The sequence below is a fragment of the Sphaerisporangium sp. NPDC004334 genome (genome assembly GCF_053602655.1).
Map to the genome: position 1 here is coordinate 178,992 of NZ_JBSGDZ010000015.1, position 23,168 is coordinate 202,159.

General features: G+C 70.9%; 21 protein-coding genes and 1 pseudogene. 10 read left to right on the forward strand and 12 right to left on the reverse strand.

The window, feature by feature from the left end; genetic code table 11:
* The first annotated feature begins 114 nt into the window (after positions 1-114).
* Both ACWEN6_RS21275 and ACWEN6_RS21280 read left to right on the forward strand, forming a co-directional pair.
* Positions 115-726 (forward strand): peroxiredoxin-like family protein, encoded by a 612-nt coding sequence (locus ACWEN6_RS21275; RefSeq protein WP_452572095.1) that lies wholly within the window; start codon positions 115-117, stop codon positions 724-726.
* Between the two features lie 209 nt (positions 727-935).
* Positions 936-2,150 (forward strand): cellulose binding domain-containing protein, encoded by a 1,215-nt coding sequence (locus ACWEN6_RS21280; protein WP_452572097.1) that lies wholly within the window; start codon positions 936-938, stop codon positions 2,148-2,150.
* Between the two features lie 58 nt (positions 2,151-2,208).
* Here the strand turns inward: ACWEN6_RS21280 and ACWEN6_RS21285 are convergent.
* From ACWEN6_RS21285 to ACWEN6_RS21295, 3 genes and pseudogenes are all read right to left on the reverse strand, one after another.
* A pseudogene (locus ACWEN6_RS21285) lies at positions 2,209-3,066 on the reverse strand (PIN-like domain-containing protein); the annotation flags it as partial.
* 223 nt (positions 3,067-3,289) lie between these two features.
* Positions 3,290-3,718, reverse strand: coding sequence for a VOC family protein (locus ACWEN6_RS21290; protein ID WP_452572099.1), 429 nt, complete (start codon positions 3,716-3,718; stop codon positions 3,290-3,292).
* Positions 3,715-4,221: a helix-turn-helix transcriptional regulator gene (locus ACWEN6_RS21295; RefSeq protein WP_354928490.1), complete on the reverse strand. Its 507-nt coding sequence runs from the start codon at positions 4,219-4,221 to the stop codon at positions 3,715-3,717. The genes ACWEN6_RS21290 and ACWEN6_RS21295 overlap by 4 nt, the downstream gene beginning before the upstream one ends.
* Before the next feature lie 198 nt (positions 4,222-4,419).
* On the opposite strand from ACWEN6_RS21295, the gene ACWEN6_RS21300 reads away from it, so the two are divergent.
* The 3 genes from ACWEN6_RS21300 (at position 4,420) to ACWEN6_RS21310 (ending at position 7,428) form a co-directional block, all read left to right on the forward strand.
* Positions 4,420-4,983, forward strand: a complete 564-nt coding sequence (locus ACWEN6_RS21300) for a PadR family transcriptional regulator (protein WP_452572101.1) — start codon at positions 4,420-4,422, stop codon at positions 4,981-4,983.
* A gap of 56 nt (positions 4,984-5,039) precedes the next feature.
* Positions 5,040-5,837 carry an SGNH/GDSL hydrolase family protein gene (locus tag ACWEN6_RS21305; RefSeq protein WP_452572103.1) on the forward strand — a complete coding sequence of 266 codons (798 nt, stop codon included), beginning with the start codon at positions 5,040-5,042 and terminating at the stop codon, positions 5,835-5,837.
* Between the two features lie 88 nt (positions 5,838-5,925).
* A complete protein-coding gene (locus ACWEN6_RS21310) occupies positions 5,926-7,428 on the forward strand; it encodes an ATP-binding protein (RefSeq protein ID WP_452572105.1) in 1,503 nt (500 codons plus the stop codon).
* 134 nt (positions 7,429-7,562) lie between these two features.
* Here the strand turns inward: ACWEN6_RS21310 and ACWEN6_RS21315 are convergent, their stop codons facing one another.
* Entirely contained in the window at positions 7,563-7,997 is a 435-nt protein-coding gene (locus ACWEN6_RS21315) for a GNAT family N-acetyltransferase (protein WP_452572107.1), read from the reverse strand.
* Positions 7,998-8,252: 255 nt separating this feature from the next.
* On the opposite strand from ACWEN6_RS21315, the gene ACWEN6_RS21320 reads away from it, so the two are divergent.
* Positions 8,253-8,666, forward strand: coding sequence for a VOC family protein (locus tag ACWEN6_RS21320; RefSeq protein WP_452572109.1), 414 nt, complete (start codon positions 8,253-8,255; stop codon positions 8,664-8,666).
* A gap of 110 nt (positions 8,667-8,776) precedes the next feature.
* Here ACWEN6_RS21320 and ACWEN6_RS21325 read toward each other — a convergent pair whose 3' ends face one another.
* Positions 8,777-9,532: a GNAT family N-acetyltransferase gene (locus ACWEN6_RS21325; protein ID WP_452572111.1), complete on the reverse strand. Its 756-nt coding sequence runs from the start codon at positions 9,530-9,532 to the stop codon at positions 8,777-8,779.
* A 4-nt stretch (positions 9,533-9,536) separates the two neighbouring features.
* Complete coding sequence (locus tag ACWEN6_RS21330) at positions 9,537-10,529, reverse strand: RNA polymerase sigma factor (protein WP_452572113.1); 993 nt, start codon at positions 10,527-10,529, stop codon at positions 9,537-9,539.
* Positions 10,530-10,686: 157 nt separating this feature from the next.
* Here ACWEN6_RS21330 and ACWEN6_RS21335 point away from each other — a divergent pair, with 157 nt between their 5' ends.
* Together ACWEN6_RS21335 and ACWEN6_RS21340 are read left to right on the forward strand one after the other, a co-directional pair.
* Positions 10,687-11,232 carry a PadR family transcriptional regulator gene (locus ACWEN6_RS21335; RefSeq protein ID WP_452572115.1) on the forward strand — a complete coding sequence of 182 codons (546 nt, stop codon included), beginning with the start codon at positions 10,687-10,689 and terminating at the stop codon, positions 11,230-11,232.
* 48 nt (positions 11,233-11,280) lie between these two features.
* Entirely contained in the window at positions 11,281-12,603 is a 1,323-nt protein-coding gene (locus tag ACWEN6_RS21340; protein ID WP_452572117.1) for an FAD-dependent oxidoreductase, read from the forward strand.
* A gap of 42 nt (positions 12,604-12,645) precedes the next feature.
* On the opposite strand, the gene ACWEN6_RS21345 is transcribed toward ACWEN6_RS21340, so the two are convergent.
* Both ACWEN6_RS21345 and ACWEN6_RS21350 read right to left on the reverse strand, forming a co-directional pair.
* Positions 12,646-12,909: a hypothetical protein gene (locus tag ACWEN6_RS21345; protein ID WP_452572119.1), complete on the reverse strand. Its 264-nt coding sequence runs from the start codon at positions 12,907-12,909 to the stop codon at positions 12,646-12,648.
* 448 nt (positions 12,910-13,357) lie between these two features.
* A complete protein-coding gene (locus tag ACWEN6_RS21350) occupies positions 13,358-14,833 on the reverse strand; it encodes an NCS2 family permease (RefSeq protein WP_354928517.1) in 1,476 nt (491 codons plus the stop codon).
* A gap of 151 nt (positions 14,834-14,984) precedes the next feature.
* Here ACWEN6_RS21350 and ACWEN6_RS21355 point away from each other — a divergent pair, with 151 nt between their 5' ends.
* Positions 14,985-15,266, forward strand: coding sequence for a DUF2530 domain-containing protein (locus ACWEN6_RS21355; RefSeq protein WP_452572121.1), 282 nt, complete (start codon positions 14,985-14,987; stop codon positions 15,264-15,266).
* 240 nt (positions 15,267-15,506) lie between these two features.
* On the opposite strand, the gene ACWEN6_RS21360 is transcribed toward ACWEN6_RS21355, so the two are convergent.
* Positions 15,507-18,554, reverse strand: coding sequence for a sacsin N-terminal ATP-binding-like domain-containing protein (locus ACWEN6_RS21360; protein WP_452572189.1), 3,048 nt, complete (start codon positions 18,552-18,554; stop codon positions 15,507-15,509).
* Positions 18,555-18,924: 370 nt separating this feature from the next.
* On the reverse strand, positions 18,925-19,740 hold the full coding sequence (locus ACWEN6_RS21365; protein WP_452572123.1) for a DUF3027 domain-containing protein: 816 nt from the start codon (positions 19,738-19,740) through the stop codon (positions 18,925-18,927).
* Positions 19,741-20,066: 326 nt separating this feature from the next.
* Between ACWEN6_RS21365 and ACWEN6_RS21370 the strand changes: the two genes are divergently transcribed.
* Complete coding sequence (locus ACWEN6_RS21370) at positions 20,067-21,866, forward strand: MFS transporter (RefSeq protein WP_452572125.1); 1,800 nt, start codon at positions 20,067-20,069, stop codon at positions 21,864-21,866.
* Positions 21,867-21,950: 84 nt separating this feature from the next.
* Here ACWEN6_RS21370 and ACWEN6_RS21375 read toward each other — a convergent pair whose 3' ends face one another.
* Together ACWEN6_RS21375 and ACWEN6_RS21380 are read right to left on the reverse strand one after the other, a co-directional pair.
* Complete coding sequence (locus tag ACWEN6_RS21375; protein ID WP_354845405.1) at positions 21,951-22,349, reverse strand: cold-shock protein; 399 nt, start codon at positions 22,347-22,349, stop codon at positions 21,951-21,953.
* Positions 22,350-22,412: 63 nt separating this feature from the next.
* On the reverse strand, positions 22,413-23,045 hold the full coding sequence (locus tag ACWEN6_RS21380) for an HAD family hydrolase (protein WP_452572127.1): 633 nt from the start codon (positions 23,043-23,045) through the stop codon (positions 22,413-22,415).
* Positions 23,046-23,168 lie beyond the last annotated feature (123 nt).

Genomic DNA, 23,168 nt, shown 5'->3' on the forward strand with positions numbered 1-23,168 from the left:
TACACCGCACTCCTACGATCCCGGCCTTCCCCTCGGCGCTCGCCTCGCCCCCCACGGCTACTCGGCCACCTCAAGGGCCCCCGGGCCCGCATCCCGCTTCTGAGAAGGTGCACCATGTCCCGACCCGCGAATACCCGGCGCGTCACGCCCGGCATGTCGATCACCGGGCGCCGCCTGGCCACGGTCAGCGGCGGACCGGTCGCCGTCCCGGAGGCCGGACGGCTCACCCACCTGCAGTTCCGCCGCTTCGCCGGCTGCCCGGTGTGCAATCTCCATCTGCGCTCGGTGGTCGCACGGCACGACGAGATCCTCGCCGCGGGGATCCGCGAGGTCGTCGTGTTCCACTCCTCGGCCGAGGACCTCCGCCCGCACGTGGCCGATCTCCCCTTCGCCGTCGTCCCCGACCTGGGAAAGCGGCTCTACGCCGAGTTCGGCGTCGAGGCCGCGCCGCGTTCGCTCCTGCACCCCCGCGCCCTGTGGGCGATCATCCGGGGGGTGCTGCGCGACCTCGGCCCCGTCCTGCTCCGGCGCCGCCCCGCTCCCTCCCTCGTCCCGTCCGGCGGAAACCTGGGCCTGCCCGCCGACCTCCTGATCGACGGCGAGGGCCGCGTCCTGGCCGTCAAGTACGGCGACCACGCCTACGACCAGTGGCCCGTCGACACCCTCCTCGCCCTCGCCCGCGCCCACTCCGCCACCTCTCCCTCCGGCGCGCGGCAGAACCCGTGAACGCTTCCCCGCACACGGCCGAACCCGTGAACACTTCCCCGCACACGGCCGAACCAGCGCCCCTTCCCGGCGCGGGGCCGCACCGGTGAACCGTTCACCCGCGACCAGCGCGTCCGCCGCCGCGACCGGCCTGGCCCTTTACGCCCCGCCTGAGCCGCCTCACGCTCGGTGCTGACACCCACGGGCCGTCCTTGACCGACAGGGGAACGATGAGATTCCGCACACCGCCCTTGTGCGCCGCCCTCGCCGCCGCATTCCTCACCGCCGTCCTGGCGGCCACCCCCGCGGTACAAGCCGCCGCCTTCACCACGACGTCCGGCGAACGCGCGACCGGCACCTCCGAGAGCGCGGCCGGCGCCCTCACGGCACGCGCGGCCGACACCACGCCGCCGTCCCGGCCGACCGGGCTGGTCAACTGCCCCGTGCCGAGCGCCACCACCGGGTACGTCGCGGTCTGCTGGACCGCCTCGACCGACGACCAGGGAGTCACCGGCTACGACATCTACCGGCTGGAGACCGGCGGCTTCGTGCGGGCGAGCAGCACGACCGGCACGGTGGGCGGGTTCTCCGGGGTCCTCGGCCGCGCGTACACCCTGTACGTCGTGGCCAAGGACGCGGCGGGCAACATCAGCCCGCCCTCCGCTCTGATCACCGTCGGGGCGAGCACCGGCATGACGCCCAGCCCGGGGCCCTCGCCGAGCCCGACGCCCACCGGCGACGTCGTGCCGCCGTCCCGGCCGACCGGGCTGCGAGAAGGGTGCCTGGCCGACTTCCCCGGCGTGGCGTTCTGCTTCGACCCCTCGACCGACAACGTCGCGGTCACCGCCTACGACGTGTACCGCGAGACCGCGACCGGGTACCTCAAGGCCGGGACGGTCAACCCCTCGTCCTACCTGATCTTCACCGAGGGCGGCCTGGTGACCGGGACGCGCTACACCTATGTGGTGGTCGCCCGGGACGCGGCCGGCAACCTCAGCGCGCCTTCGGTCCCGATCGTGGCCACCGCCCGTGCGGGCCTCCCCGTCCCGACCCCCACGCCCACGCCGACCCCGAAACCCACCCCCACACCGACGCCCACCCCGACGCCGACGCCGACGCCTAGTCTGTCGTGCGCCGTGACCTACGCGGCCACCGTGTGGAACACCGGGCTCAGCGCCTGGCTGTCGATCAAGAACACGGGCACCACGCCGATCGACGGCTGGACGCTGACCATCGAGTACGCGGCGCCCGACCTGATCCTGACCACGGCCCATTCGGCGATCTGGGCCCAGACCGGCTCCCGGATCACCGCGACGAACCTGCCGTGGAACAAGGTCATACCACCGGGCGGCTCGGTGCTGATGGGCTTCAACGCCGCCCACAACGGACATGCCCCGGTCCCCACGCGATTCCTGGTCAACGGCGTCCCCTGCGCCACCGTCTGACCGGGCCCGGCCCGGCCGTCGCTTCCCGGAGGTCCCCCCGGGAGGCGACGGACCGCCGTCAGTCGACCAGGTCCGCCTGGTCGTCCAGCCCGCCTGTCAGAGGGAACGGAGGCGCGGGGACGTCCGCGCCCGGGTACCGGTCCTCGTCCACCGCCTCGGCGAGCGAACGGCCGACCCTCTCGACGTTCTCGACCGACTCCTCCCGCACCGCGACGCGCAGGATCGACCGGGCCCGCCTCAGCAGATCGTCCGGCCTCAGCAGGAACAGCCCGACACCGGCGACGGCCGCCATCTCCTCGGCGAGCTCGTACCGGGGACCCCGCGGCTCGCCGCCCTCCCGCCGCCACCAGTCCTCTTTCAGGTCGCCGGTGACCAGAAGCACGTCCACGCGCCGGCGTCGCGCCTCGCGGAGCGTCTGGACCCAGATCAGGTAGTCGCCGGCCGCCGCCTCCGGGTCCTTGGCCGCGTCCATGTACCCCGGCGGGATCCTCGCCTGCCCGCGCCGCCGGGCCTCGGCCAGCGCCTCGGCGTGCTCATCCTCGCCCAACGGGGCGCCCACCCGGCCGCGCAGGATCTCCTCCAGAGCGCTGAGCACCCAGTCGTCGCTGGTGTTGCCGACGAACGCGGCGGCCTCGGCGTCGTCCAGTTCCCCCACCGCGGCGATCACCGTGCCGAACGCCCGCGCGAGCCCGTCGACGAGTTCGTCACAACGCTCCTGCGGCAGATCGACCCGACCGGCCCAGCCGCGCAGGACGCGAAGAGCGCCCTCCCGCCTCTGCTCCAGGTCCTCCGTGGTCTTGGCGGACTCGCGCGGGTCCGCCAGCACGGCCTCACGGTTGCGCCAGAACTCCACCACGACCTGCCGGGGCACCCACAGGGTCTTCCCCAGGCCGCGCAGCACGTCCAGCAGGTCGTGCCGGGTGCGGTCTTGTACCGGTACAGGTTGAGCAGGACATTGGTGTCCGGCACCACCAGGCCGGTCGTGAGCAGGTCGCGATGATCCTGCTCGGTCGGAGTGCGGTAGGCCTCGAAGCCGTCGAACAGACCGAACGGCGTGCCGACGTCGACGGAAGGCGCCTCGGCCTTCCCGGCGGTGCTCTCGGGAGTGGTCACCGAGCCATCATGACCCCCTGCCCGGCTCAGCCGCCGGTGTTCTGCGCGTACTCCTTCGGCTCGACGAGAACCAGCCAGTTGCCGGAGTTGTCGCGCATGACGGCCTCCACGCCGTACGGGCGCTCGGACGGCTCCTGGAGGAAGGTCACGCCCTTGGCGGTGAGCTCCTCGAAGGTCTTGCGGCAGTCGTCGACCCGCAGGCCGAGGCCGCCCATCTGACCCTTCTCGAGCTGGCGGCGGACGAAGTCGGCGGCCTCGGTGTCGAGCGGGGGGCCGGGCTTCATGAGCGTGACCTGCAGTTCGGGGTGGTCGGGGTGGATGACGGTGACCCAGCGGAAGTCGTCGCCCATGGTGACGTCGGTGCCGGCGGCGAAGCCGAGGACGTCGACGTAGAAGTCGCGGGCCTGGTCCTGGTCGAGGCAGTAGACGGTGACGAGATTGACGTTCGTAATCATGCCGAGAAAGTTACTCCCTGCCCCTCACCAGGGACTTCTCCAATATTGCACAAATCGCGATCTTGCTCGCGCGGGGCCACGGTGCCGGCCGGATCGAGCGCTCCGGACATGAACAGGTAGCACCCAGGGACCGTCGGGGCCCCGTGGGCGGCCCACCGGTCGCGGTAGGCGCTCGGGCTCTCGCCGACCACCTGGGTGAACTTGGAGGAGAACGAGCCGAGGCTGGTGAAGCCCACGGCCATGCAGATCTCGGTCACCGTGAGGTTGGCGAAGCGCAGCAGATCTTGCGCCCGCTCCAGCCGGCGGCGCAGGACGTAACGGTTGGGCGTCTCGCCGTAGGCCGACTCGAAGCAGCGGACGAAGTAGAACTTGGAGATGCCGGCGACGGCCGCGAGCCGGTCGAGGTCGAGCTTGGACTGGTAGTGCCGGTCGATGTGGTCGCGCGCCAGCCGCAGCCGGGGCAGCAGTTCCACCGGCACCGTCCGTTCCCCCTTGGCGGCCACCCGCCGACACTAATCGACGGCCCCGACACTTTTCGCCATGGCAGCGTGCGACCGGAACGTCACCGGACGCGCACGCCGGTCGCCTGCGGCGCTCCCACCCTCGGCGGGTGGTTGACTTCGACCGCCATGTGCACCCATATATGCAATTAATTGACTATCAAACGGGACAAGTAATCAACTACGCGTTATCGTGATGCCATGTCGTTGCGCCACGCGGTGATGGCCGCGCTTCTTGAAGGCGAAGCGTCCGGGTACGACCTGGCCAAGGGGTTCGACGCGTCCGTGGCCAACTTCTGGATGGCTACCCCGCAGCAGCTGTACCGCGAACTGGACAGAATGCAGATCGAGGGCCTGGTGCGAGCACGCGTCGTCCAGCAGGAACGCCGCCCCAACAAGCGGCTGTTCTCCCTCACCGAGGCCGGGCGCCGGGTGCTGCGCGAGTTCACCGCCGCGCCGCCGCGCCCCGGCGCGATCCGCGACGAGCTGATGGTCAAGGTGCAGGCCGTGGACGCCGGCGAGACCGGCGCCGTGCGCGCCGCCATCGAAGAGCGCATGGCCTGGGCAGAGGCCAAGATCGCCCGATTCGAACGGCTCCGCACCCGGCTGCTCGACGGCCGCGAGGAGGAGGAGTTCCTCGCTCACGCCGAGCGCATCGGCCCCTATCTAACCCTGACGCGCGGCCTCGCCTTCGAGCGCGAGAACGCGCAGTGGTGCCGGTGGGCCATGGCCGTGCTGGAGCGGCGCTCGGCCCCCGCCACCTGACCCGCCTTTCCCCGGCATCCCACCGGCGTTCCGTTTCCGACGATGAAAGTGGACTGATGAGGTACCTGAGATACGTCGCGGTCGGCGACAGCCAGACCGAGGGCCTCAACGACGGCGACGAGCGGACCGGCTACCGCGGCTGGGCCGACCGGCTGGCCGAACTGCTGGCCGCGCAGGAGCCGGAGTTCCGCTACGCCAACCTGGCGGTCCGCGGCCGGCTCGCCGCGCGGATCCGCGCCGAGCAGACCGGCGCCGCCCTCGCGCTGGAACCCGACCTGGTGACCGTCATGGCCGGGATGAACGACCTGGTGCGGCCGGGGTGCGACGCCTCCGCCGTCGCCGCCGACGTGGAGGCGATGCTGGCCGCCTTCACCGCCTCCGGCGCCCGCGTGGTCACCTTCACCTTCCCCGACGTCGCCGCGATCTCCCCGCTGACCCGGCACCTGCGCCCCCGGGTCGTGGACTTCAACCAGCGCGTCCGCGACGCGGCCCGCCGCCACGGCGCCCTGGTGGTGGACACCTTCCCCCACCCGGTGACCACCGACCCCCGGCTGTGGAGCCCCGACCGTCTGCACGCCGGCCCGCGGGGGCACGCGCTCATCGCGGCGGCGGTCGCCGAGGCGCTGGCCCTGCCCGGCAGCGACTCCTCCTGGACCGCCCCGCTCCCCCCGTTGCCGCCCCCGCCGGCCTGGCGCCGCGCCCACACCGAACTGACCTGGGCCGCCGGCTTCCTCGGCCCGTGGCTGGTCCGCCGCCTGCGCGGCCGCTCCTCGGGCGACGGCCGCACCGCCAAACGCCCCCACCTCCAACCCGTGCCTCCAGCCCCCGGCCCCCGTGGCTCCCACAGGCCTTGAGAAACTCAGTCCGAGCAGAGCGAGACCTTGGGCCACCGTCAGACCACCTAACTTGTATGCTTCGAGACATACAACTTAGGGGGCCTTGATGTCCAAGCCGTCCCACTTGCTCGCCCGAGACTCGGAATGGGCGTTGCTCTCCGAGTTCCTCCTCCATCCCGATCCGCACCTACGACTGGGCGTACTCTCTGGGCGGCGGCGCGTCGGCAAGAGCTACCTCCTCCGCGCCCTGGCCGACTCGGCAGACGGACTCTACGTCTCCGCGGTCACCGAAGAAGGTCCTGTGGCCGCGCGAAGAAGGTTCGCCGCCGATATAGCTCGATATGCGGGAGTCGGCTCTGATCTTTTCCGCGACGATGTCGGCTGGGAACCCCTTCTCGATTCGGCCATCAGCCTGACCAGGCAACGGCGCGGAGCGTCCGGATTGCTGATCATTGATGAGCTGCCCTATTGGATGAGACATTCTCCGGAGCTGCCCGGTCTACTCCAATTGCTCTACGACCGTTCGCAGACCGGCCACGGCCACGATGGCGGGCGTGTGATCCTCTGTGGATCCGCCATGTCGGTGATGACCACCCTGCTCTCGGGTACGAAGGCACTGCGCGGTCGAGCCGCAGTGGACATGCGTCTCCACCCCTTCGATCTGGTTACGACCGCACGACACTGGGGAATCGACGATCCCGGAACCGCGCTCCGACTGCACGCCACGCTGGGAGGATCCCCCGGATATCGCGCCCTCACCTCGTCATTGCCTCCCCAGAGCGTCCAGGAGTTCGACAGGTGGGTCTCGGCCACGATTCTCAACCCCGGCCAAGCGCTCTACTCACGCAGTGAGGCCGAATACCTGCTGAGGGAGGACCCGCAGTTCACTGGCAGTGCCCTCCATTACGCCATCATCAATGCGGTCGCGACCGGAGCCACCAGTCCCGCGAAGATCGGCGGCCTGCTGGAACGTGATCGCACATCACTAAGCCGCCCTCTTGAGATGTTGAGAAGCTCCGGCTACCTCGAATATTCGACAGACCCGCTCTGGGAACGGCGTCCCTTGATCACCATCGCCGATCCCATCATCCGCTTCCACAACTTGATCACCGTACCGAGACGGGATCTCATCGAGACAGGTGATTCTCTCCGGGCATGGCGTGAATCCCAGCCCACGTTCGTCTCCCGCATTCTGGGCCCTCACTTCGAAGAGTGCTCACGTGAGTGGCTTCGTCGTGCCGACCCCTCGCTCCGAGGAGGAACAAGCGTAGTCGCCTCAACGGTCGTCAACGATCAAGGCGGACGGGCCAAACATGAGATCGACGTGATCAGTGTGAAGCGATCGTCCGGACGTGCCACCGTGGGGCTCATCGGGGAAGCGAAAGCGACTCTCGTACGGCGAGGCCCCGCAGACCTGGAACGACTCGACCGGATGAAGGAAATCCTTGGCGGTCAAGGACATGACGTCACCGGCACCCGGCTGGCGATCTTCTCCATGGAGGGCTTTCAGGCTGACCTGGTATCAACCGCACGCCGGCGGGGCGACGTACTGCTGGTGGGCCTGCCCACCCTCTTCGGAAGAGAAGAACCGCTTGTCATGCCGAAGTGACCCGACCGGTGCCGGCCGCCGGAAAACCGAGAACCGCAATCGGGGACCGGCCGCCCGTACCGGCGGATGCCGAGAAGTAGGGACGATGCGACGCCGACCATGCGGAAGCCTGCTGACCGGCCATTTCGAACGAGCTAAGTCTGCATCTCAGCGAACTGGAAGGCGTCCGCTTCCGGTCGCCGAACCATGTAGACGTCGATCGGGTCCTGCGTCTCCACGGTGAACCCGTGGCGCTCGTACAGCCGCCGGGCGGCGCTGCCCTGCAGAACCTGCAGCCGGACGGGCACGCCGTCGGCGTCAGTGCGGCTCAACAGGCCGCGCAGGACGGCCGAACCGAGCCCCCTGCCCTGGAGGTGCGGCGCCAGATAGAAGTGCTCCAGCCACCGCCCGTCCTCGGCCGGTCGCAATGTGACACACCCCGCGAGAACGCCATCGGCCGAGATGACCGAGGTGTACTGCGGGGCGAAGGCATCCCGCAGCCGCTGCCTCACTCGGTGCTCGTCGAACCGGCCCAACCGCTCCAGATCAGCGCGCATCACCATGGCCCGCAGCTCTGCGATCACCTCCACATCCCCCGGCTCCGCAGGCCGCAAGGCCCATCCCGTGGACCGACCCGACTCGCGGCCGGCCACCACTCCCCCGGCCGGCACCCCGTCCGCCCGCGTCCTCACATCCACGATCGAATCATCTCAACAAGCCACCGCGATGACGCCACAGCCCTGCGGGATGACCGAACCGGTCAGGAATGGAGAAGCGCCGGATCAGGGGTCCTTCGTAGCCTGAGCTGCATGTGCACGATCCCTTATGCATCAAGGAGACAAGGCATGAAAGCACACGTCAGCTCGATTCTTCTTGCTGTCCGCGACATGGACCGGGCCAAGCGCTTCTACACCGAAGGGCTCGGCTGGAAGATCCAGAACGACTACGGCATCTCGGTGTTCTTCGAGTCGGACGGAGCCTCGCCCGTCGGCTTCTACGGCCGCGAGGGCCTGGCCGGTCAGGTGGGAACGAACCCGGAAGGCAGCGGCTTCAGCGGGCTCGTCCTCACCTACGTCGTCCGCAGTGAGGCACGGGTCGACGAGATCCTCGCCGAGGCCGAGAAGGCCGGCGCCACGATCCTCAAGCCCGCCGGCGCTCTGCCGTGGGGCGGCTACGGCGGCACCTTCGCCGACCCGGACGGCTACATCTGGAGCCTCGGATACAGCGCCCAGGGAAAGGACCAGCCCTACGCCGAGTAGCCGCCGTGACAGCCTCCGCGGACGCGGGGGCGACCGGCACGAACAGGAGGTTCGGCGTCGACGGTACGCCGTTGGCGCCGAACCGCTGGTGGAAGTCGCGTTGGCGGTGCTCACTCGGGGAAGGTGAAGAGGCGGTAGCGCGACACCGTCTCGAAGCCGATGTTCCGGTACACCGGTTCCCCTTCGCTGCTCGCCTGGAGAGTCGCGACGCGCCGGCCGGACTCGCGGATGATCCGCAGCGCCTCTCGGGTCAGTGCGGTGGCGATCCCACGCCGGCGGTGCGCCGGGTCGGTGGCGATGCAGTACAGGGCGCCCACGTCGCCGGTTCCGAGCGAGACGGTGCAGGTGCCGACGGTCTCACCGTCGACGATGCCGGCGAGGCGGATGATGTTCGGGTAGCTGAACCTCAGTTCCCGGTCGACCACCAGGTCGAGGTCACCCTCGAGGCCGAGGGGGCCGGCGTAGGCGTACACGTAATCGTGCACCTCGGAGTCGCCGGCCGCGGGCCGGATGGTCAGCCCCTCCGGCATCCGGGCGTCGCGAACGGTCGTCACGTCGATCGCCATGACCGGCATGTCGCTGATCAGCTCGCCGCCGCGAGCGGCCAGGCCGTCGGCGGTGCCCTCGTCGCTGTCCGCGCTCACCCACCAACTCCACCGGGTGCCGGCCAGGTGCTTCTTCGCCTTCTCGACCGCCTGGTCGAGCGGTTGGTCGCATACTCGCAGCACTCCATTGAAGAGCACGTGATCGACGTCGGTGCGGTAGAGGGTCAGATCGGTGTCGGGCCGGTCACCGGCCCAGCCGCACCAGAACCGCCGGTTGGCGGCGAGCTGCGGTTCCAGATCATGGATGGAAAGTGTCGTCATACCCTCAGGACTTGGGCCGGCGGGCGAAAGTTCGATCCGGCGGACCACCGATTTCCGGACAGGCCGGACGCGGCGCGTGGAGCAGGCGTACCTCGCTCACCAGCCCCTTGTTCTCCCGCAGCAGGAAGGTACCGCCGGGCGGGCAGTGGTCGGGGTCTTCCGGCGGGTTGACGAAGACGTTCTCCCACACCGTGATGCCACGCCCGGCGACCAGCCCGGTCAGCCGGGCGAGGACGCCCGCGTCATAGTCGCGTCGCATCACGGCGAACAGCGACGCCAGCCCGGTCAGCCGCGCGCCGCTGGGCCACCAGATGGTCACATCGTCGGCCCAGCGTCCACTCACCTGACCCAGCGGCACGCCGTTCACGATCGCGGACAGGATCGTCGTCGCCTCATCGCGGCGTTCGGCGACCAGGGTCGCGGCGCCGTCGTGCCGCTCGTCCCGCACCCGGGGCAGGACGACGGCGAGCTGCCGCCGCGCTTCGCTCAACCGGCTGCGCACGGTGCCGACCGGGATCCCGCACAACATCGCGATCTGCTCGTAGGAGTTCTGAACCGTGAAGTAGCGCAGCAGCGCGACGGTCCGCGCGGCCGGCGAGAGCTGCTGGAGGCCGTGCCAGATCCAGTCGCGCTGGGCACTGCGCTCGACGTAGGCGGCCGGGTCGTCCAGCTCTGGGGCGAGAAGATCAACTCCGGCCACACCGACCGGGATGGGCCTTCGCGTACTCAGCATCGTGCGGCAGTTGTTGCGGACGATCGCGTGCAGCCAGGGTCGCACCGCGGCGAGGTCGCGCAGTTCACCGATCCGGCCGAACGCCGTGATCGCCGCGTCCTGGCAGGCGTCCTCGGCGTCGGGCCCGTAGCCGAGTATCCGATAGGCGACCGCCAGCATCCCGGCATAGTGCTGCTCGAACAACTCGGCGAAGCTTGCCCGTTCGCCCAGCTGGGCGGCCCGGACCAATGCCTGAGTCTCCCATTTCGATTCGAGCGGCGGCATGGCATGACTTTAGTCCGCCCGCTGGACAGGTTCTTCCGCGTCGCGAGTTCTCGCATGCGACTCAGCGTAGGCAGCCCTTGCCTCACAGTCACTCCGATCACTCACATTTGAGTACTCTCTCTTGACCTTGAGGGAGTGCTCGTGTTTGAGTACTCATATGCGAGCAACACGCCTTTTCATTCTCGGCGCCCTGGCCGACGGCGGCCCCATGCACGGGCACAAGATCCGGGCCGCCGCGCAGATGGACCGGGTGGAGCTGTGGGCGGACATCAAGCCCGGATCGTTGTACGGCGCGCTGCGCCGGATGGCGGACGAAGGCAGCGTCGAGGTGGTCCGCACCGAACAGGAAGGCAATCTCCCTGCCCGGACCGTGTACGGCATCACCGACAAGGGCCGCACCGAGTTGGTCTCGTTGATCAGATCCATCCTCGCCGACACCAGGCTCCGGCCGGATCCGATCCAGGTGGTGCTCCTCCACGGCGGCGCGATCGGCCCCGACGAACTGCACACGGCCATCCAGCAGCGCCGCGATGCCTACGCCACGCAACTCCACTTCTGGCGCACCTTGCGCGTCGAAGCCCAGCCATACCTGACCAGGCTGGAGGCCATCGCCTTCGATTACACCCTGATGCGGCTGGAGACGGAGCTGACCTGGCACGACCGCCTGCTCGCGGAACTCGCGGACACGGCCGAGCCGGCCTGACAGCACGGGCACCGCGAAGAGGCGCCCTCTACCAGAAAGCGGAAACCAATGTCACCTAGGCGTTTACACGTCGCCGTCATCGGCGGCGGCGTCGGCGGGCTCTGCTTAGCGCATGGCCTGAGGCAGGCCGGCGTGAACGTCACCGTGTACGAACGGGATCTCACTCCCGACTCCCGGCTCCAGGGCTTCCGGCTCAACATCGAGCCGGCCGGGAGTCTCGCCCTGCACGCCTGCCTACCGCCCGCGCTATGGGAGGTGCTGGTGGCCAGCGCGGGCGACCCTGGACCTGGGATCAGCTTCCTCGACGAGCGGATGCGACCGCTCGTCCGCATCGGCCAGGACGGCCGGGTCCCGGACCCGCTGGACCCCACGACCGGCCGGCACGCGGTCAGCCGCGTCACACTGCGCAAGCTGCTGCTGGCCGGCCTGGGGGACGTCGTCCGCTTCGGCAAGGAGTTCACCGGTTTCACCCGGGTGGACGACGGGACGGTCACGGCGGAGTTCGCCGACGGCACCACCGCGACCGCCGACGTGCTCGTAGCGGCCGATGGCGCCAACTCCCGGGTGTGGGCGCAACTCCATCCCTCGGCGGGCCGGACCACACTTCCGGCGACGGCCGTCGCCGGCAAACTCTTCCTCACCGAGGAGAACCGACGATGGCTGCCGGAGCGGTTGCTCGCCGGCATGAACGTCTTCTGGCCACAGCAGGACTTCCTGTTCACCGCGATCTTCCGCAGGCGCGAAGACCCGGCGGCGATCACCGCCAGGCTCGGCGACCGGTTGCGGGCCCTCGAACTGGAGCCGGAGCAACTGCTGGCGAACTCGCATGACGACGACTACGTGTTGTGGGCGTTCATCGCGCACCGTGACTCCCTTCCGGGCGACTTCACCTCCAAAGCCCAGGCCGACCCGGCCGCGGTGCGGCAGATGCTGGCCCAACGGACCGCCAGGTGGCATCCCGACCTGCGCCGGTTACTCACCGAATCAACACCGGACACCCTCTACCGGACCGAGTTCACCGCCGCCGAACCACTCCGGCCGTGGAAGACGGGCAACGTCACCGGACTCGGGGACGCCGTCCACCACATGCCCCCGGTCGGCGGACTCGGCGGCAACACGGCGCTGCGCGACGCGCACCGACTCTGCGCCGCGCTCACCGCGGCCGACCGCGGCGAGGAGCCGTTGCCACAGGCGTTGCACGCCTACGAGGCGGACATGCTGCGCCACGGGTTCCGCACCGTCCGCGACGTCGTCCGGAACACCAACGCCGCGATCATCCGCAGCCCTCTCAAGCGGTCGGCGACCCGGTGGTTCTTCCGCGCCTGCGGAGCCGTCCCACCCCTCGGCCGAGCGGTATTCGGAGAACACTGAGCCTGCCGCGCCTCCCGCTCTCGGAACAGGAGCCGAGGCAGTTCAGCCTGGCGGCGGGAGGACCTCGACACCCATGGGCGCCACGAACCCCACCTTCCCGCCATCAGGCATGTATATGTAGCTACCCGACACCATCCCGGAAGGCATCGGACTGGGCAGGACTCCCTTTTTCTGCATCTCCTGTATGAACCGCTTCTGGGCCACACGGTAATCCGGCTCTTTGTACGGCTGCACTCGGCAATCCAGTGGGGCTGCGGTGCTGAGCGTCGGCACAGCCGTCAATGCGACGATCAGCAGGGAGGCCATACTTCGCCTCTTCACACCGTCACTCCCTACCGCTCCCTACCGCGACCAGCGAAGTCCGCAGCATGGAGCCTCTCGATCACCAACGCAAGAGCACCGGTACGATGGCCGACTCGAAACACCCACTGCAGAAGTAGTCGTGGCCGATCGACCGGTTAGGTGGCGGCTGATACTCAGGGGCGAGCGCGACATGGCCCCCACCACGGAGGATGTTGTCAAGCCTGCCCCGGAGGTCGCGTACAGATCCGAGGATCGGGTTGGACCAACGGTGGACCTCTTCCCGGATTCGGTCGCTCTTCTCCTGCTCCCTGCGCATCTGGAAGCGCAGCCCAGACCTCCCCGTTCCTCCCCAACCAGGTACGAACCGGGACAGCTCTCGCAGGACCAGTGAAACGACGTGAAGCCGTCGCGGGTGACCGTTCGGGTCATCGCGACGGCCTCATGGGCATCGTCAGGCGAGCCCCAGCAGGATCTTGACGGGGCCGATGGCGAAGTAGATGACGAAGAGGGCGGCCACCAGCCAGAGGAGGGGGTGGACCTCGCGGGACTTGCCCTTGACCAGCTTGATGAGGACGTAGGTGATGAAGCCGGCGCCGATTCCGTTGGAGATGGAGTAGGTGAAGGGCATCAGGACGATGGTGAGGAAGGCCGGGATGGCGATCTCGTAGTCGTTGAAGTCGATGGCCCTGATGGCGGTCATCATCAGGAAACCGACGACGACGAGGGCCGGGGCGGCCGCCTCGTAGGGGACGATCTTGACCAGCGGCGACAGGAAGGCGGCGAGCAGGAACAGGGCGCCGGTCACGACGCTGGCCAGGCCCGTGCGGGCGCCCTCGCCGACGCCGGCCGCCGACTCGATGTAGGTGGTGTTGGAGGAGGTCGACGCCGCGCCGCCCGCCGCGGCCGCGATCGAGTCGACCAGCAAAATCTCCCGGGTGCGCGGCAGCGTCCCCTCCTCGGAGACCAGGCCCGCCTGGGCGCCGACGCCCACCACCGTGCCCATCGTGTCGAAGAAGTCGGTGATGAGCAGCGTGAACACGAACAGCACGGCAAGCACGGCGCTGATCTTGCCGAACGACCCGAACAGGCTGAACTGGCCGATCAGGCTGGTGTCGGGCACGCCGATGATCTGATCGGGCATCGCCGGGACGACCAGGCTCCAGCCCGTGGGGTTCTTGCCGCCCATGGAGGGGCCGACCTTGGCGATCGCCTCGACGATGATGGCGATCACGGTGGTGCCGATGATGCCGATCAGGATCGCGCCCTTGACCTTGCGGGCCACCAGCAGCGCAGTGATCAGCAGGCCGATCACGAAGACGAAGATGGGCCAACTGGTCAGCGCGCCGCCGATGCCGAGCTCCAGCGGCGTGCCGGCCGCCTTGCGGACGAAACCGGAGTCCACGAAGCCGATCAGGGCGATGAACAGGCCGATGCCCACGCTGATCGCGGTCTTCAACTGGCTTGGAATGGCGTGGAAGACCGCCGTGCGAAAGCCCGTCAGCACGAGGATCGTGATGACGATGCCCTCCAGGACGATCAGGCCCATCGCGTCCTCCCACGACATCTGGGAGGCGATGCCGAAGGCCACGAAGGCGTTCAGGCCCAGGCCCGCGGCCAGCGCGAACGGCACCTTGCCGACGAAGCCCATCAGGATGGTCAGCACACCGGCCGTCAGGGCGGTGGCCGCGGCGATCGCCGCGATGTTCGCCGAGCCGGTGCCGTCGCCCAGGAACTGGCCGTCGGCGTCCTTGGCCCCGCCGAGGATCAACGGGTTCAGCACGACGATGTACGCCATCGTGAAGAACGTGGCCAGGCCGCCACGGATTTCACGGTCGAGCGTCGAACGCCGTTCGGAGATCAGGAAATAGCGGTCGAGCCAGCCGAGCAGTCCGGCCGGCCGGGTCACAGGTGCGGTTATCTCGCTCACGCGGGCAGATTGACAGGCGGTATCACAGTCGGAAAGACCCCTGAGGCGCTCGTGGTCCGAATGAGACCAACTTGTGTGCAGTTCGGATTCGGAAGGAGGTTATCCGACCCGCCGAGCCTGGTGGAACCGTGTCTCGCCTAGGCTGGAACGCGTGAACGAGCCGCGCCCCCCGGATCCCACTCCGCTGGAGACCAAGGACGCCGCGACGATCATCGCGGGCACGGGCCTGTGGGTGGTCGCGCTGGTCGTGCTGCTCATCCTCCGCCCGTCCCCCGACCACCAGTGGTGGATCTGGACGTGCGTGGCCGGGGTGGGCCTGGGCATCTTCGGGTACTGGTTCGTCCGCCGTCGCGACCGGCGCGCCGCACGCGCCGAGACGGCCCCGGACGGCGCCCGCGACGACGCCTCCGTCCCCGGCCGCACCCCGTCCTGAAAGCCCGGCCGGAAACCGGAGGACCGGAAGCCGGACGGACCGGCCTGGCCTGGCCTGGCACTGGACCGGACGCCCTGGCCGCGCCCGTCCTGAGAGGCCGGGAGGGAAGCCCCTGGGCGGAGGAAAGCCTCACGCCAGGCCGAAAGCCCGAGGCCGGAACCCGAGGCCGAAGGTCGACCGGCCGCGCCCAGTCTGGAGAGTCAGAGGGCGCGGCCCAGGGGTGGGGCCGTACGGCGGGGCTCAGCCGTCGAGGTCGGCCTCGGCGAGGAGAAGCGGCACGGCCTGCGGGTCGCGCAGCAGGGCGGCGACCGCGAGCCGGTCCCCCCACTGCCCGCTCGCCCAGGCCAGGCCGCGGGCGAGGCCCTCGACTCCGCTCGCGTGGACGACGCCCTCGTGGAACCGCCACGGCACCGGCACGCCGTCCACGGTCAGCTCGGCGTGCTCGACGTAGCTCGACGGCGACGAGGGCAGCAGCGAGCGCACCTGCGCGGGCACCGGCCGTTGGAGCCCGGACGAGGTGATCTCCGCGGCGACCTCCTCGCCGATCACCGGCAGGTCGAGAAGCTCCGACAGCGCTTCTGCCAGGTCGAACGGGGCCAGCACGAGCGGGCGGGAGGCCACCAGCGGCAGCAGGTCGGGCGCCTCGACGACGACCGGCCCGCCCGTGGCGGTCAGCCCTTCGGGAACCGGGCCGCCGTTGCCGCCGACCGGATGCCCGTCCTCGGCGTCGGCGACGACGATCTCGCCGTTCAGCACGGCCCGCACGGCGGTGGGCGGCGCCACCCTGGCGGGCTCCACGGCCGCGAGGGCCATCCACAGCGACCGGAGCTGGGCCCGGTCGACCTCCAGCGACGGGTCGGCCAGCAGGTCGAGCAGTTCGTCAGGACCGCCGTGGGAGGCCAGCAGCTCGGCCAGCGTCGTGCGCACGCCGATGAGTGCGAGCGCCGTTTCGTCCATCCCCTGGGGAGCGTCGCCGTACAGGCCGTACAGCAGCGGGTCGCCGGAGGGCAGGCGCAGCGAGGTGGGCCGTCCGCCGTCGAGCACGGGGTGACGTGACAGCCACCAGGCGGTGTAGGAGGGCACCTCGACGACCTCACCGGCGACCAGCGCGCGCAGCGGCTGGAGCGCGGCGCGCAGCGGCGGACGCGACAGCAGCGCCAGCGCCGAGGGCCAGTCGGCGACGTACTCCAGGTCGCGGATCGCGGCGAACTCGCGCGCGACCGGCGGCACGTCGGCTCCGGGCAGCAGGTCGAGCACGGCCTCCAGCCATTCGTCCTCGGCGTCGAGGTCGTGGTCGCACTCGTCGGGGTCGAGCAGCACGTCGGAGTCGTTGACCACGGCGAAGCCGTCCAGCACGCCGGCGGCCGACAGCACGCGCGAGCCGTAGCGCTCGACCAGGTCGGGGGCGGCGACGCCGAACGGGACGTCCTGGTCGATCAGCTTGGCCAGCGACCCCTCGCCGAGCAGCAGCTCTCCCGCGGGGTACAGCTCGCCGTCGGCTCCGCGCAGGGCCAGCGCCGAAAGCCACGGGGCCTCGCCGGCCGACAGCCCGGCGGCGTCGACCAGCGCGAGCACGGCCTGCGCCACGGGCTCGGGGTCGGCGCTGTCGAGCGACTCCGAGACGGTGGCGCGGGTCAGCGGGTCCTCCAGCACGCTCCTCGGGGTCGCCTCGGCGGCGCCGAGCCGCAGCAGCAGTGGGTGGGCGGCCTCGGGGTGGACGACGCGCAGCCCGAGCGGGCCGAGGAGCGCGGGGTCCAGGGAGGACCCCTCGCTGAGCAGCAGCGTGCCGCGTGGGCCGCGCACGAGGCGGCCGTCGGCGAGCGGGACGGGTACGGCGCCGAGGGCCTCGCGGTCGTCGGCGGGCACCACGTCGTACAGCGACCGCCACCAGCCCGGGGTGGTGTCCCCCACGGCGTCGCCGGACAGCAGGTCGATCACGTCGGACAGCTCCAGGCGCCGGACGCCCAAGGCGTTCAGCGCCGGGTGCCGCGACGCCCACCCGGCCGGCAGCAGGCCGGGCACCACGTACGCGATCTTGTCGAGGAACTCGGCGGGACCGGCCACGACCGACGCCTGCCGGCCGGACACGACGTACGGCGCCTCGCCGTCGGCGGGCGCGGCCTGCGCGGCCGGTGACCGCGTCCCGGCGTCCCCGGCGTCGCCCTGGTCGGCGGGCGGGGAGAGCGCCGGGAGCAGTGGGGCGTCGGGCAGGCGGCGCAGGATGGCCCGCCGGATCGCCGCGTCCAGCTCGGCCTTGCCCATCAGGCCGGGAACGAGGTCGAGCAGGCGGGGGGTGCGCGGCAGCGTGGCGAGCAGCCGCAGGTAGGTCTCGGCGGCCCGCTCGACCAGGAAGTCGGTGAGCGGTCCCGCGGCGACGTGCCGCCGGTCGGTGGCCAGCGGGAAGGTGGCGATGAGCAGCGCGGGCAGGTCCAGGGGCTCGTCGCTGGGCGTCGGGGCGTGCACCACCGGGGCGACGTCCTTGGGCAGGTCGCCGTGGGCGGCCGGGACGGCCCAGCGGACCAGCCAGGTGGGGCGGGCGCGTTCTTCGGTGGGACGTCCGGCGAACAGCTCGGCGACCTGCTCGGGGGTGAAGCGGCCGGACTCCTCGACCACCTGCCAGCCGTCGGCGGTGACCGTGCGCGTCTCGCCGCCGGCCTCGATCTCGATCACCGTGAGGGCGGGCATGGCGAGCATCAGCGCCGGGCCGGTCTCGTCGAGCATCTGGCGCACGGCCGGTTCGACGGACGGGTCGCGCAGGGGCAGGCGCACGACGGTGTCGAAGCCGTCCGGCACGGGCACCGGCCCGGCCGAGAACGGCAGGCGCAGCAGCGGCACGTGCCCGCCGCGGACGCCCAGCTCGGTGGCCAGGGCGGGTTCGGCGGCGACGAGCGCGGCGGTCTCGGACCGCGACCAGCGGACCGCGCCGGTCGCCCGGGAGGCGATCACCGGCTCGTCGCAGACCGACACGACGGCCGCGAAGCCGACGCCGAACCGGCCGATGGAGCCGGTCTCGTCGCGCTTGGCGGACACCCGGAGCGTGGCGAGTCCTTCGACGCCGGACTCGTCCAGCGGGGCTCCGGTGTTGGCGGCGCTCAGCACGCCGTCGCGCAGGGTCAGCCGCAGCCGCCCGGGGACGCCCGCTCGCGCGGCGGCGTCGGCGGCGTTCTGCGCCAGTTCGACGATCAGCCGGTCGCGGTAGCCGCCGAGGGCGAAGTCCTCCTCGGCGTTGGCGTCCTCGCGGAAGCGCGCGGGCGAGGCCGTCCACGCGGCGAGAACGGTGTCGCGCATGCGTTCGGTGCCAAAGATGTCAGTCACCAGTCATGTCCAAAGGTGGAGGAGACGGGCCGGCCGCCCCCGTGCCGGCGATCGGATGGTTCGCGGCCTGCGACCCCGGGGACGACGCCCCAAGACCACGGCCCTGTGCAACGTCCCCCCGAAGCCCGTGACGCGGGGAACGGCATCCCCGGATCTACGACCCTGAGGAACGACACCCCCGGACCTACGACCCTCTGGGACGGGACCTCCGGGCCTATGGCCCTGAGGACTGGCGTCCCCGGGCCACGACCTTGAGGGATGCCGGTAGCCCCGCGGCCGGCCGGTGAGGGGGCCGGACGGCGTGCCCGGAGACCGGCCGCCTTCACCGGGACGCGGCCGGCGGTCAGGAATGGCCGAGCGGCTCGGCGCCTTCGTCCTCGACCGACCCCGCGGCGGGGACGCTCTCCTCGGGCATCAGGTCGTAGCCGAGATCGTCCAGGATGGGCGTCGGCTGCTCGACGGAGGCCGGCGCGATCACGGCGGCCTCGGAGTGCGCGCCGCACCCGTGGTCGGCGGCGACGACCTTGCCGTCGTCGGGCGCGTACTCGTTGGCGCAGACGCCGAAGCCCAGGCGCAGCGCGCCGGCGAGCGGCCAGTAGAAGCCGCAGGTGGAGCACTGCGCGGGCGCGGCATGGGCGAGCGGGGTGTGCGGGCCGGAGTCGCCGGCGTGCCAGCGGTGCACGGCGCGGTCACGCCCGATCGCCGACAGGACCCGAGCCCGGCCGAGGCCGTACTCGAAGATCATCTGGCGGTCGGCGTCGTCGTCGGTCTCGGTGAACCCGGGCGCGAGGCGGTCGTCGTCGTCGGAGGTGGGCAGCAGGTCGCCGACGCCGAGGTCGCCGGGGAGCAGTCGCTCGCTCCACGGCACCCAGGCCGGCGGGAGCAGCGCGCCCGCGCCCGGCAGCAGCACGGTCTCGCTGATGGTCACGTTACGCGCGCGGGAGGCACGGGTCACGGTGATGGCCCAGCGCCAGCCGCGGTAAGCGCGGTCGAGACAGGCGAAGTAGTGCGTGACGACGCGCTCACCCTCGGCCTGGAAACCGAGATGCTCGCCCACCTCGCCGGGGCGGGCGATCTCCTCGGCGGCGGCCCGCGCCGGCTCCACGGCTGCGGCGCAAGCCTGGTCGGCGGTGAAGGTGCGGGAACGAGTGCGGTTCACATGTCAATTCTCACCCATGCGGCGAGCGGACATCACGCGTATGGGTCGGGTAAGACTGGAAACCGAAGCGGCACGCCATCAACCGGAAGATCCACCGCCAAGGAACCGCCCGCGCCGACTCGCCGGCCCGGGCCACGGGCACCTGAGTAGACAAGAACGCGGACGGGCCGGGCGGCGGAGATCCCCGGCGGCGACGAGCGAGCAGGAAAGGGGAAACGCGTGCGACGTCCGGCCACCGGTGCCAGCAGCGGCGCTTCCCCCGTAGGCGTGTGATGGCGGCGTCCTGGCATCGTGGGCGGGCATCGCTGGGGCGCGCGGGGCGCGCCGTGGCGGACGCGGGCCGCGGCGCCGTCCGCGCCGGTCGCTCGGCCGCCCGTAACACCGCGGGCGCGGGACGGTCCCTCGCCCGGGGGACGGCGCGCGCCGGCCGTGGGGTGGGGCGGGCGACGCGCAAGCTGACCCACGCCCAGGGCGCCGGCCGCACCGGGCTGGGCCGCCTGATCGAGCTGACGGCGGCCCACAGCGCCGGGGACGCGCTCATCACCGTCGGCCTGGCCGGCACGCTGCTGTTCGGCCTGCCCGTGGACCAGGCGCGCGGCCAGGTCGCGCTGTACCTGCTGATCACGATGGTGCCGTTCGCCGTGGTGGCGCCGTTCGTCGGGCCGGTCCTCGACCGGTTCCGGTCGGGGCGCCGGTACGTCATGGCGGGCACGCTGTTCGCGCGGGGGCTGCTCTGCTGGGCCATGGCGGCGGCGATCGGCCCGGCCGACGGGCTGACGCTGTTCCCCGCCGCACTGGCCGTCCTGGTGCTGTCGAAGGCCTACAACGTCTCGCGGGCCGCCATCATGCCGAGCGTGCTGCCCGCCGACATCACGCTGGTCACGGCGAACGCGCGGGTGGCGCTGTTCTCGCTGGTGAGCGCCGCGCTCGCGGCGCCGGTGGCGGTCGGCCTGACCGCGTGGCCGGGCGCCGCCTGGCTGCTGCGCGTCACCATGGTGATCTTCCTGGTGGCGGGGGTGGCCGCCGTACGGCTGCCCCGCCATGTCGACGCCCCCGATCTCGGGCCGGACGACGAGGCCGCCGAGGAGATCGCGGACGGCGCCGCGAGCGAGCCCCCGGACGGCCGCGCCGCCGGCCACCCGGACGGTCAGGCCGGTGGGCCGCCGGGCGGTGAGGGCGACCGGGCCAGGCTCAGGGGCGGCGACCAGGGCGGGAGCAGGGCCGGGCGTGGCAGGGGGCGGGCGCGCTGGCGCACGCTGCTCAATGTGGGGCCGGTGGTGTCCGAGGCGATGCAGGCCAACGCCGCCATCCGCGTCCTGTCCGGCTTCCTGATCTTCTTCCTGCTCTTCCTCGTGCAGGATGGGAACCTGCGGGGGACCGGCCTGCCCGAGCAGGTCATGATCGCGATTCTCGCGGGCGGCGCCGGTGCGGGCGGCCTGCTCGGCGCGGCGGTCGCGTCCTGGACGCGCGGTCGCTCCCCGCAGCTCATCGCGCTGATCGCGCTGGCGTTCTCCACGGTCGCGGTGGGGGCGGCGGCGTTCTTCTTCTCGTTGTGGACGGCCGTCGGGGTGGCGCTGATCGCGGGTCTCGCCCAGGAGATCGGCAAGCTGGCGCTGGACGCGACCGTCCAACGGGAGATCGGCGAGGAGGTCCGGTCCTCCACCTTCGGCGTCGTGGAGGCGCTGCTGCAGATCGCCTGGGTGGGCGGCGGCCTGGCCGGGCTGATGTTGTCGCTGCTCTCGGGCCCCTCGGCCGGTCCCGTGGGCCTGGCGGTGGTGACGGCCGCGCTGGCCGCCGCGCTGCTCTGGCTGGTCCTCACGCGGCGCCGGCGGCTGCGCGCCCACACCGAGCGCGTCCTCGCCGAGCACGGGCCCGACTCACCCGAACGGGACCAGCGTCACGGCGGGCCGGAACCTCGGGAAGCCGGGGCCACCCACGGCGGACCGGAGGCCCGGGGGGCCGGAGCAACCCACGGCGGACCGGAGGCCCGGGAAGACGGGGCCGCCCACGGCGGACCCTGGACGCACAACGGGCGAGAAGCGCACAACGGGCAGGCAAGGCGGGAGGGACAGGCGCCCGGCGCCAAGCCTGGGACGACCAAGCCGTTGACCAATCCCCATCAATGACACGCGCCTGTGGGCGGGCATGTCGGTGAGGCCCCATCGTGACCTTGACGGATGGGGCGGGGAGAGGAGCGCGGACGCCTGCGCTCAGGCGTCGATGTCGTCGGCGACGGCCCGCAGCACCGTCGCGATCTTCTTGGCGTGCGCGGCGTCGGGGTGCTTGCCCCTTTGGTACGAATTAGAGACGTCATCGAGCAGTTTGATCAGGTCCTCGACGATGACGACGAGTTCGTCCGGCTTCTTGCGCTTACCTTTCGGCTTCACGGTCTTGGCGAGCGTCGGCGGCTGCTCCAGTACGCGAACCGAAAGCGCCTGCTGGCCACGGCGGCCCTCGGCCACGCCGAACTCGACCTTCTGACCCGGCTTGAGCGCTTCCGTGCCTTTGGGAAGCGCTGATGAATGTACGAACACCTCTCCGCCGTCGTCGCGGGTGAGGAATCCGAAGCCCTTGTCAGCGTCGTACCACTTGACCTTGCCAGTAGGCACAGGGGTGACCTCGTTCAGACTGTCATGAATGGTAATGGATGTAGGTTATGCCCACCGGGGGCATCACATGACCGTCGAAACGGCCCTGATTTCCGGGCTCCGCGAGACGCACCAGGCGTTGTACCAGCTTCCGAAGCGCGTCAGATCGGGCAGCACCACATCGGCTCCGTGATCTTGCAGCGCCTGCTCGGTGTACGGGCCCGTCGCCACGGCGACGCTCACCGCGCACCCCGCCCGGGCCGCCTCGATGTCGGCCACGTGATCTCCGACATAGGCGGCGGCGCCGAAGCGGGAGATCGCCACGCCCTTGGCCGCGCCGAACACCGATCCCACCACCTCGTCGACGTCCAGGCCCAGCGCCTTGACAGTCCTGCCGGCCCCGACGATGTGCTTGCCGGTGACCACGATGACCCGTCCACCGCGCCGGCGGACCTCCGCGACGGCCTCGGCGGCGCCGGCCATCGGCGTGGTCATCGCGACCGCAACCTCCGGATACAGGGAGCGGTACAGGGCCGCGGCGGCCGGGACCGCCTCCGCCGGCAGCCAGTGCGCCAGCTCCTGCTCCAGCGGCGGGCCGAGCCGTTCGACCACGACGGCGGTGTCGATCGGCACGCCGAGACGGCGCGCCACCTCCTCGTACACCGCCGCGATCCCGGCGCGGGTGTCGGCGAGCGTCAGGTCAAGGTCGAATCCCACGGAACACACCCTTGAAGGATGCCAAATGGACGGCACCCCGCGAACCCCTACGGCTCGGGCGACCCGCGACGCCGATTCGACGGCAACTGACACACTTTGACCACATAAAGTCGGGGCCGGAGG

What these genes read in the sequence shown, in the direction of transcription:
- ACWEN6_RS21330 (WP_452572113.1), bottom strand. Translation starts at nt 10,529, where the DNA reads ATGCCGCCGCTCGAATCGAAATGGGAGACTCAGGCATTGGTCCGGGCC.
- ACWEN6_RS21290 (WP_452572099.1), bottom strand. Translation starts at nt 3,718, where the DNA reads ATGATTACGAACGTCAATCTCGTCACCGTCTACTGCCTCGACCAGGAC.
- ACWEN6_RS21335 (WP_452572115.1), top strand. Translation starts at nt 10,687, where the DNA reads ATGCGAGCAACACGCCTTTTCATTCTCGGCGCCCTGGCCGACGGCGGC.
- ACWEN6_RS21280 (WP_452572097.1), top strand. Translation starts at nt 936, where the DNA reads ATGAGATTCCGCACACCGCCCTTGTGCGCCGCCCTCGCCGCCGCATTC.
- ACWEN6_RS21345 (WP_452572119.1), bottom strand. Translation starts at nt 12,909, where the DNA reads ATGGCCTCCCTGCTGATCGTCGCATTGACGGCTGTGCCGACGCTCAGC.
- ACWEN6_RS21340 (WP_452572117.1), top strand. Translation starts at nt 11,281, where the DNA reads ATGTCACCTAGGCGTTTACACGTCGCCGTCATCGGCGGCGGCGTCGGC.
- ACWEN6_RS21320 (WP_452572109.1), top strand. Translation starts at nt 8,253, where the DNA reads ATGAAAGCACACGTCAGCTCGATTCTTCTTGCTGTCCGCGACATGGAC.
- ACWEN6_RS21360 (WP_452572189.1), bottom strand. Translation starts at nt 18,554, where the DNA reads ATGCGCGACACCGTTCTCGCCGCGTGGACGGCCTCGCCCGCGCGCTTC.
- ACWEN6_RS21310 (WP_452572105.1), top strand. Translation starts at nt 5,926, where the DNA reads ATGTCCAAGCCGTCCCACTTGCTCGCCCGAGACTCGGAATGGGCGTTG.
- ACWEN6_RS21325 (WP_452572111.1), bottom strand. Translation starts at nt 9,532, where the DNA reads ATGACGACACTTTCCATCCATGATCTGGAACCGCAGCTCGCCGCCAAC.
- ACWEN6_RS21275 (WP_452572095.1), top strand. Translation starts at nt 115, where the DNA reads ATGTCCCGACCCGCGAATACCCGGCGCGTCACGCCCGGCATGTCGATC.
- ACWEN6_RS21300 (WP_452572101.1), top strand. Translation starts at nt 4,420, where the DNA reads ATGTCGTTGCGCCACGCGGTGATGGCCGCGCTTCTTGAAGGCGAAGCG.
- ACWEN6_RS21305 (WP_452572103.1), top strand. Translation starts at nt 5,040, where the DNA reads ATGAGGTACCTGAGATACGTCGCGGTCGGCGACAGCCAGACCGAGGGC.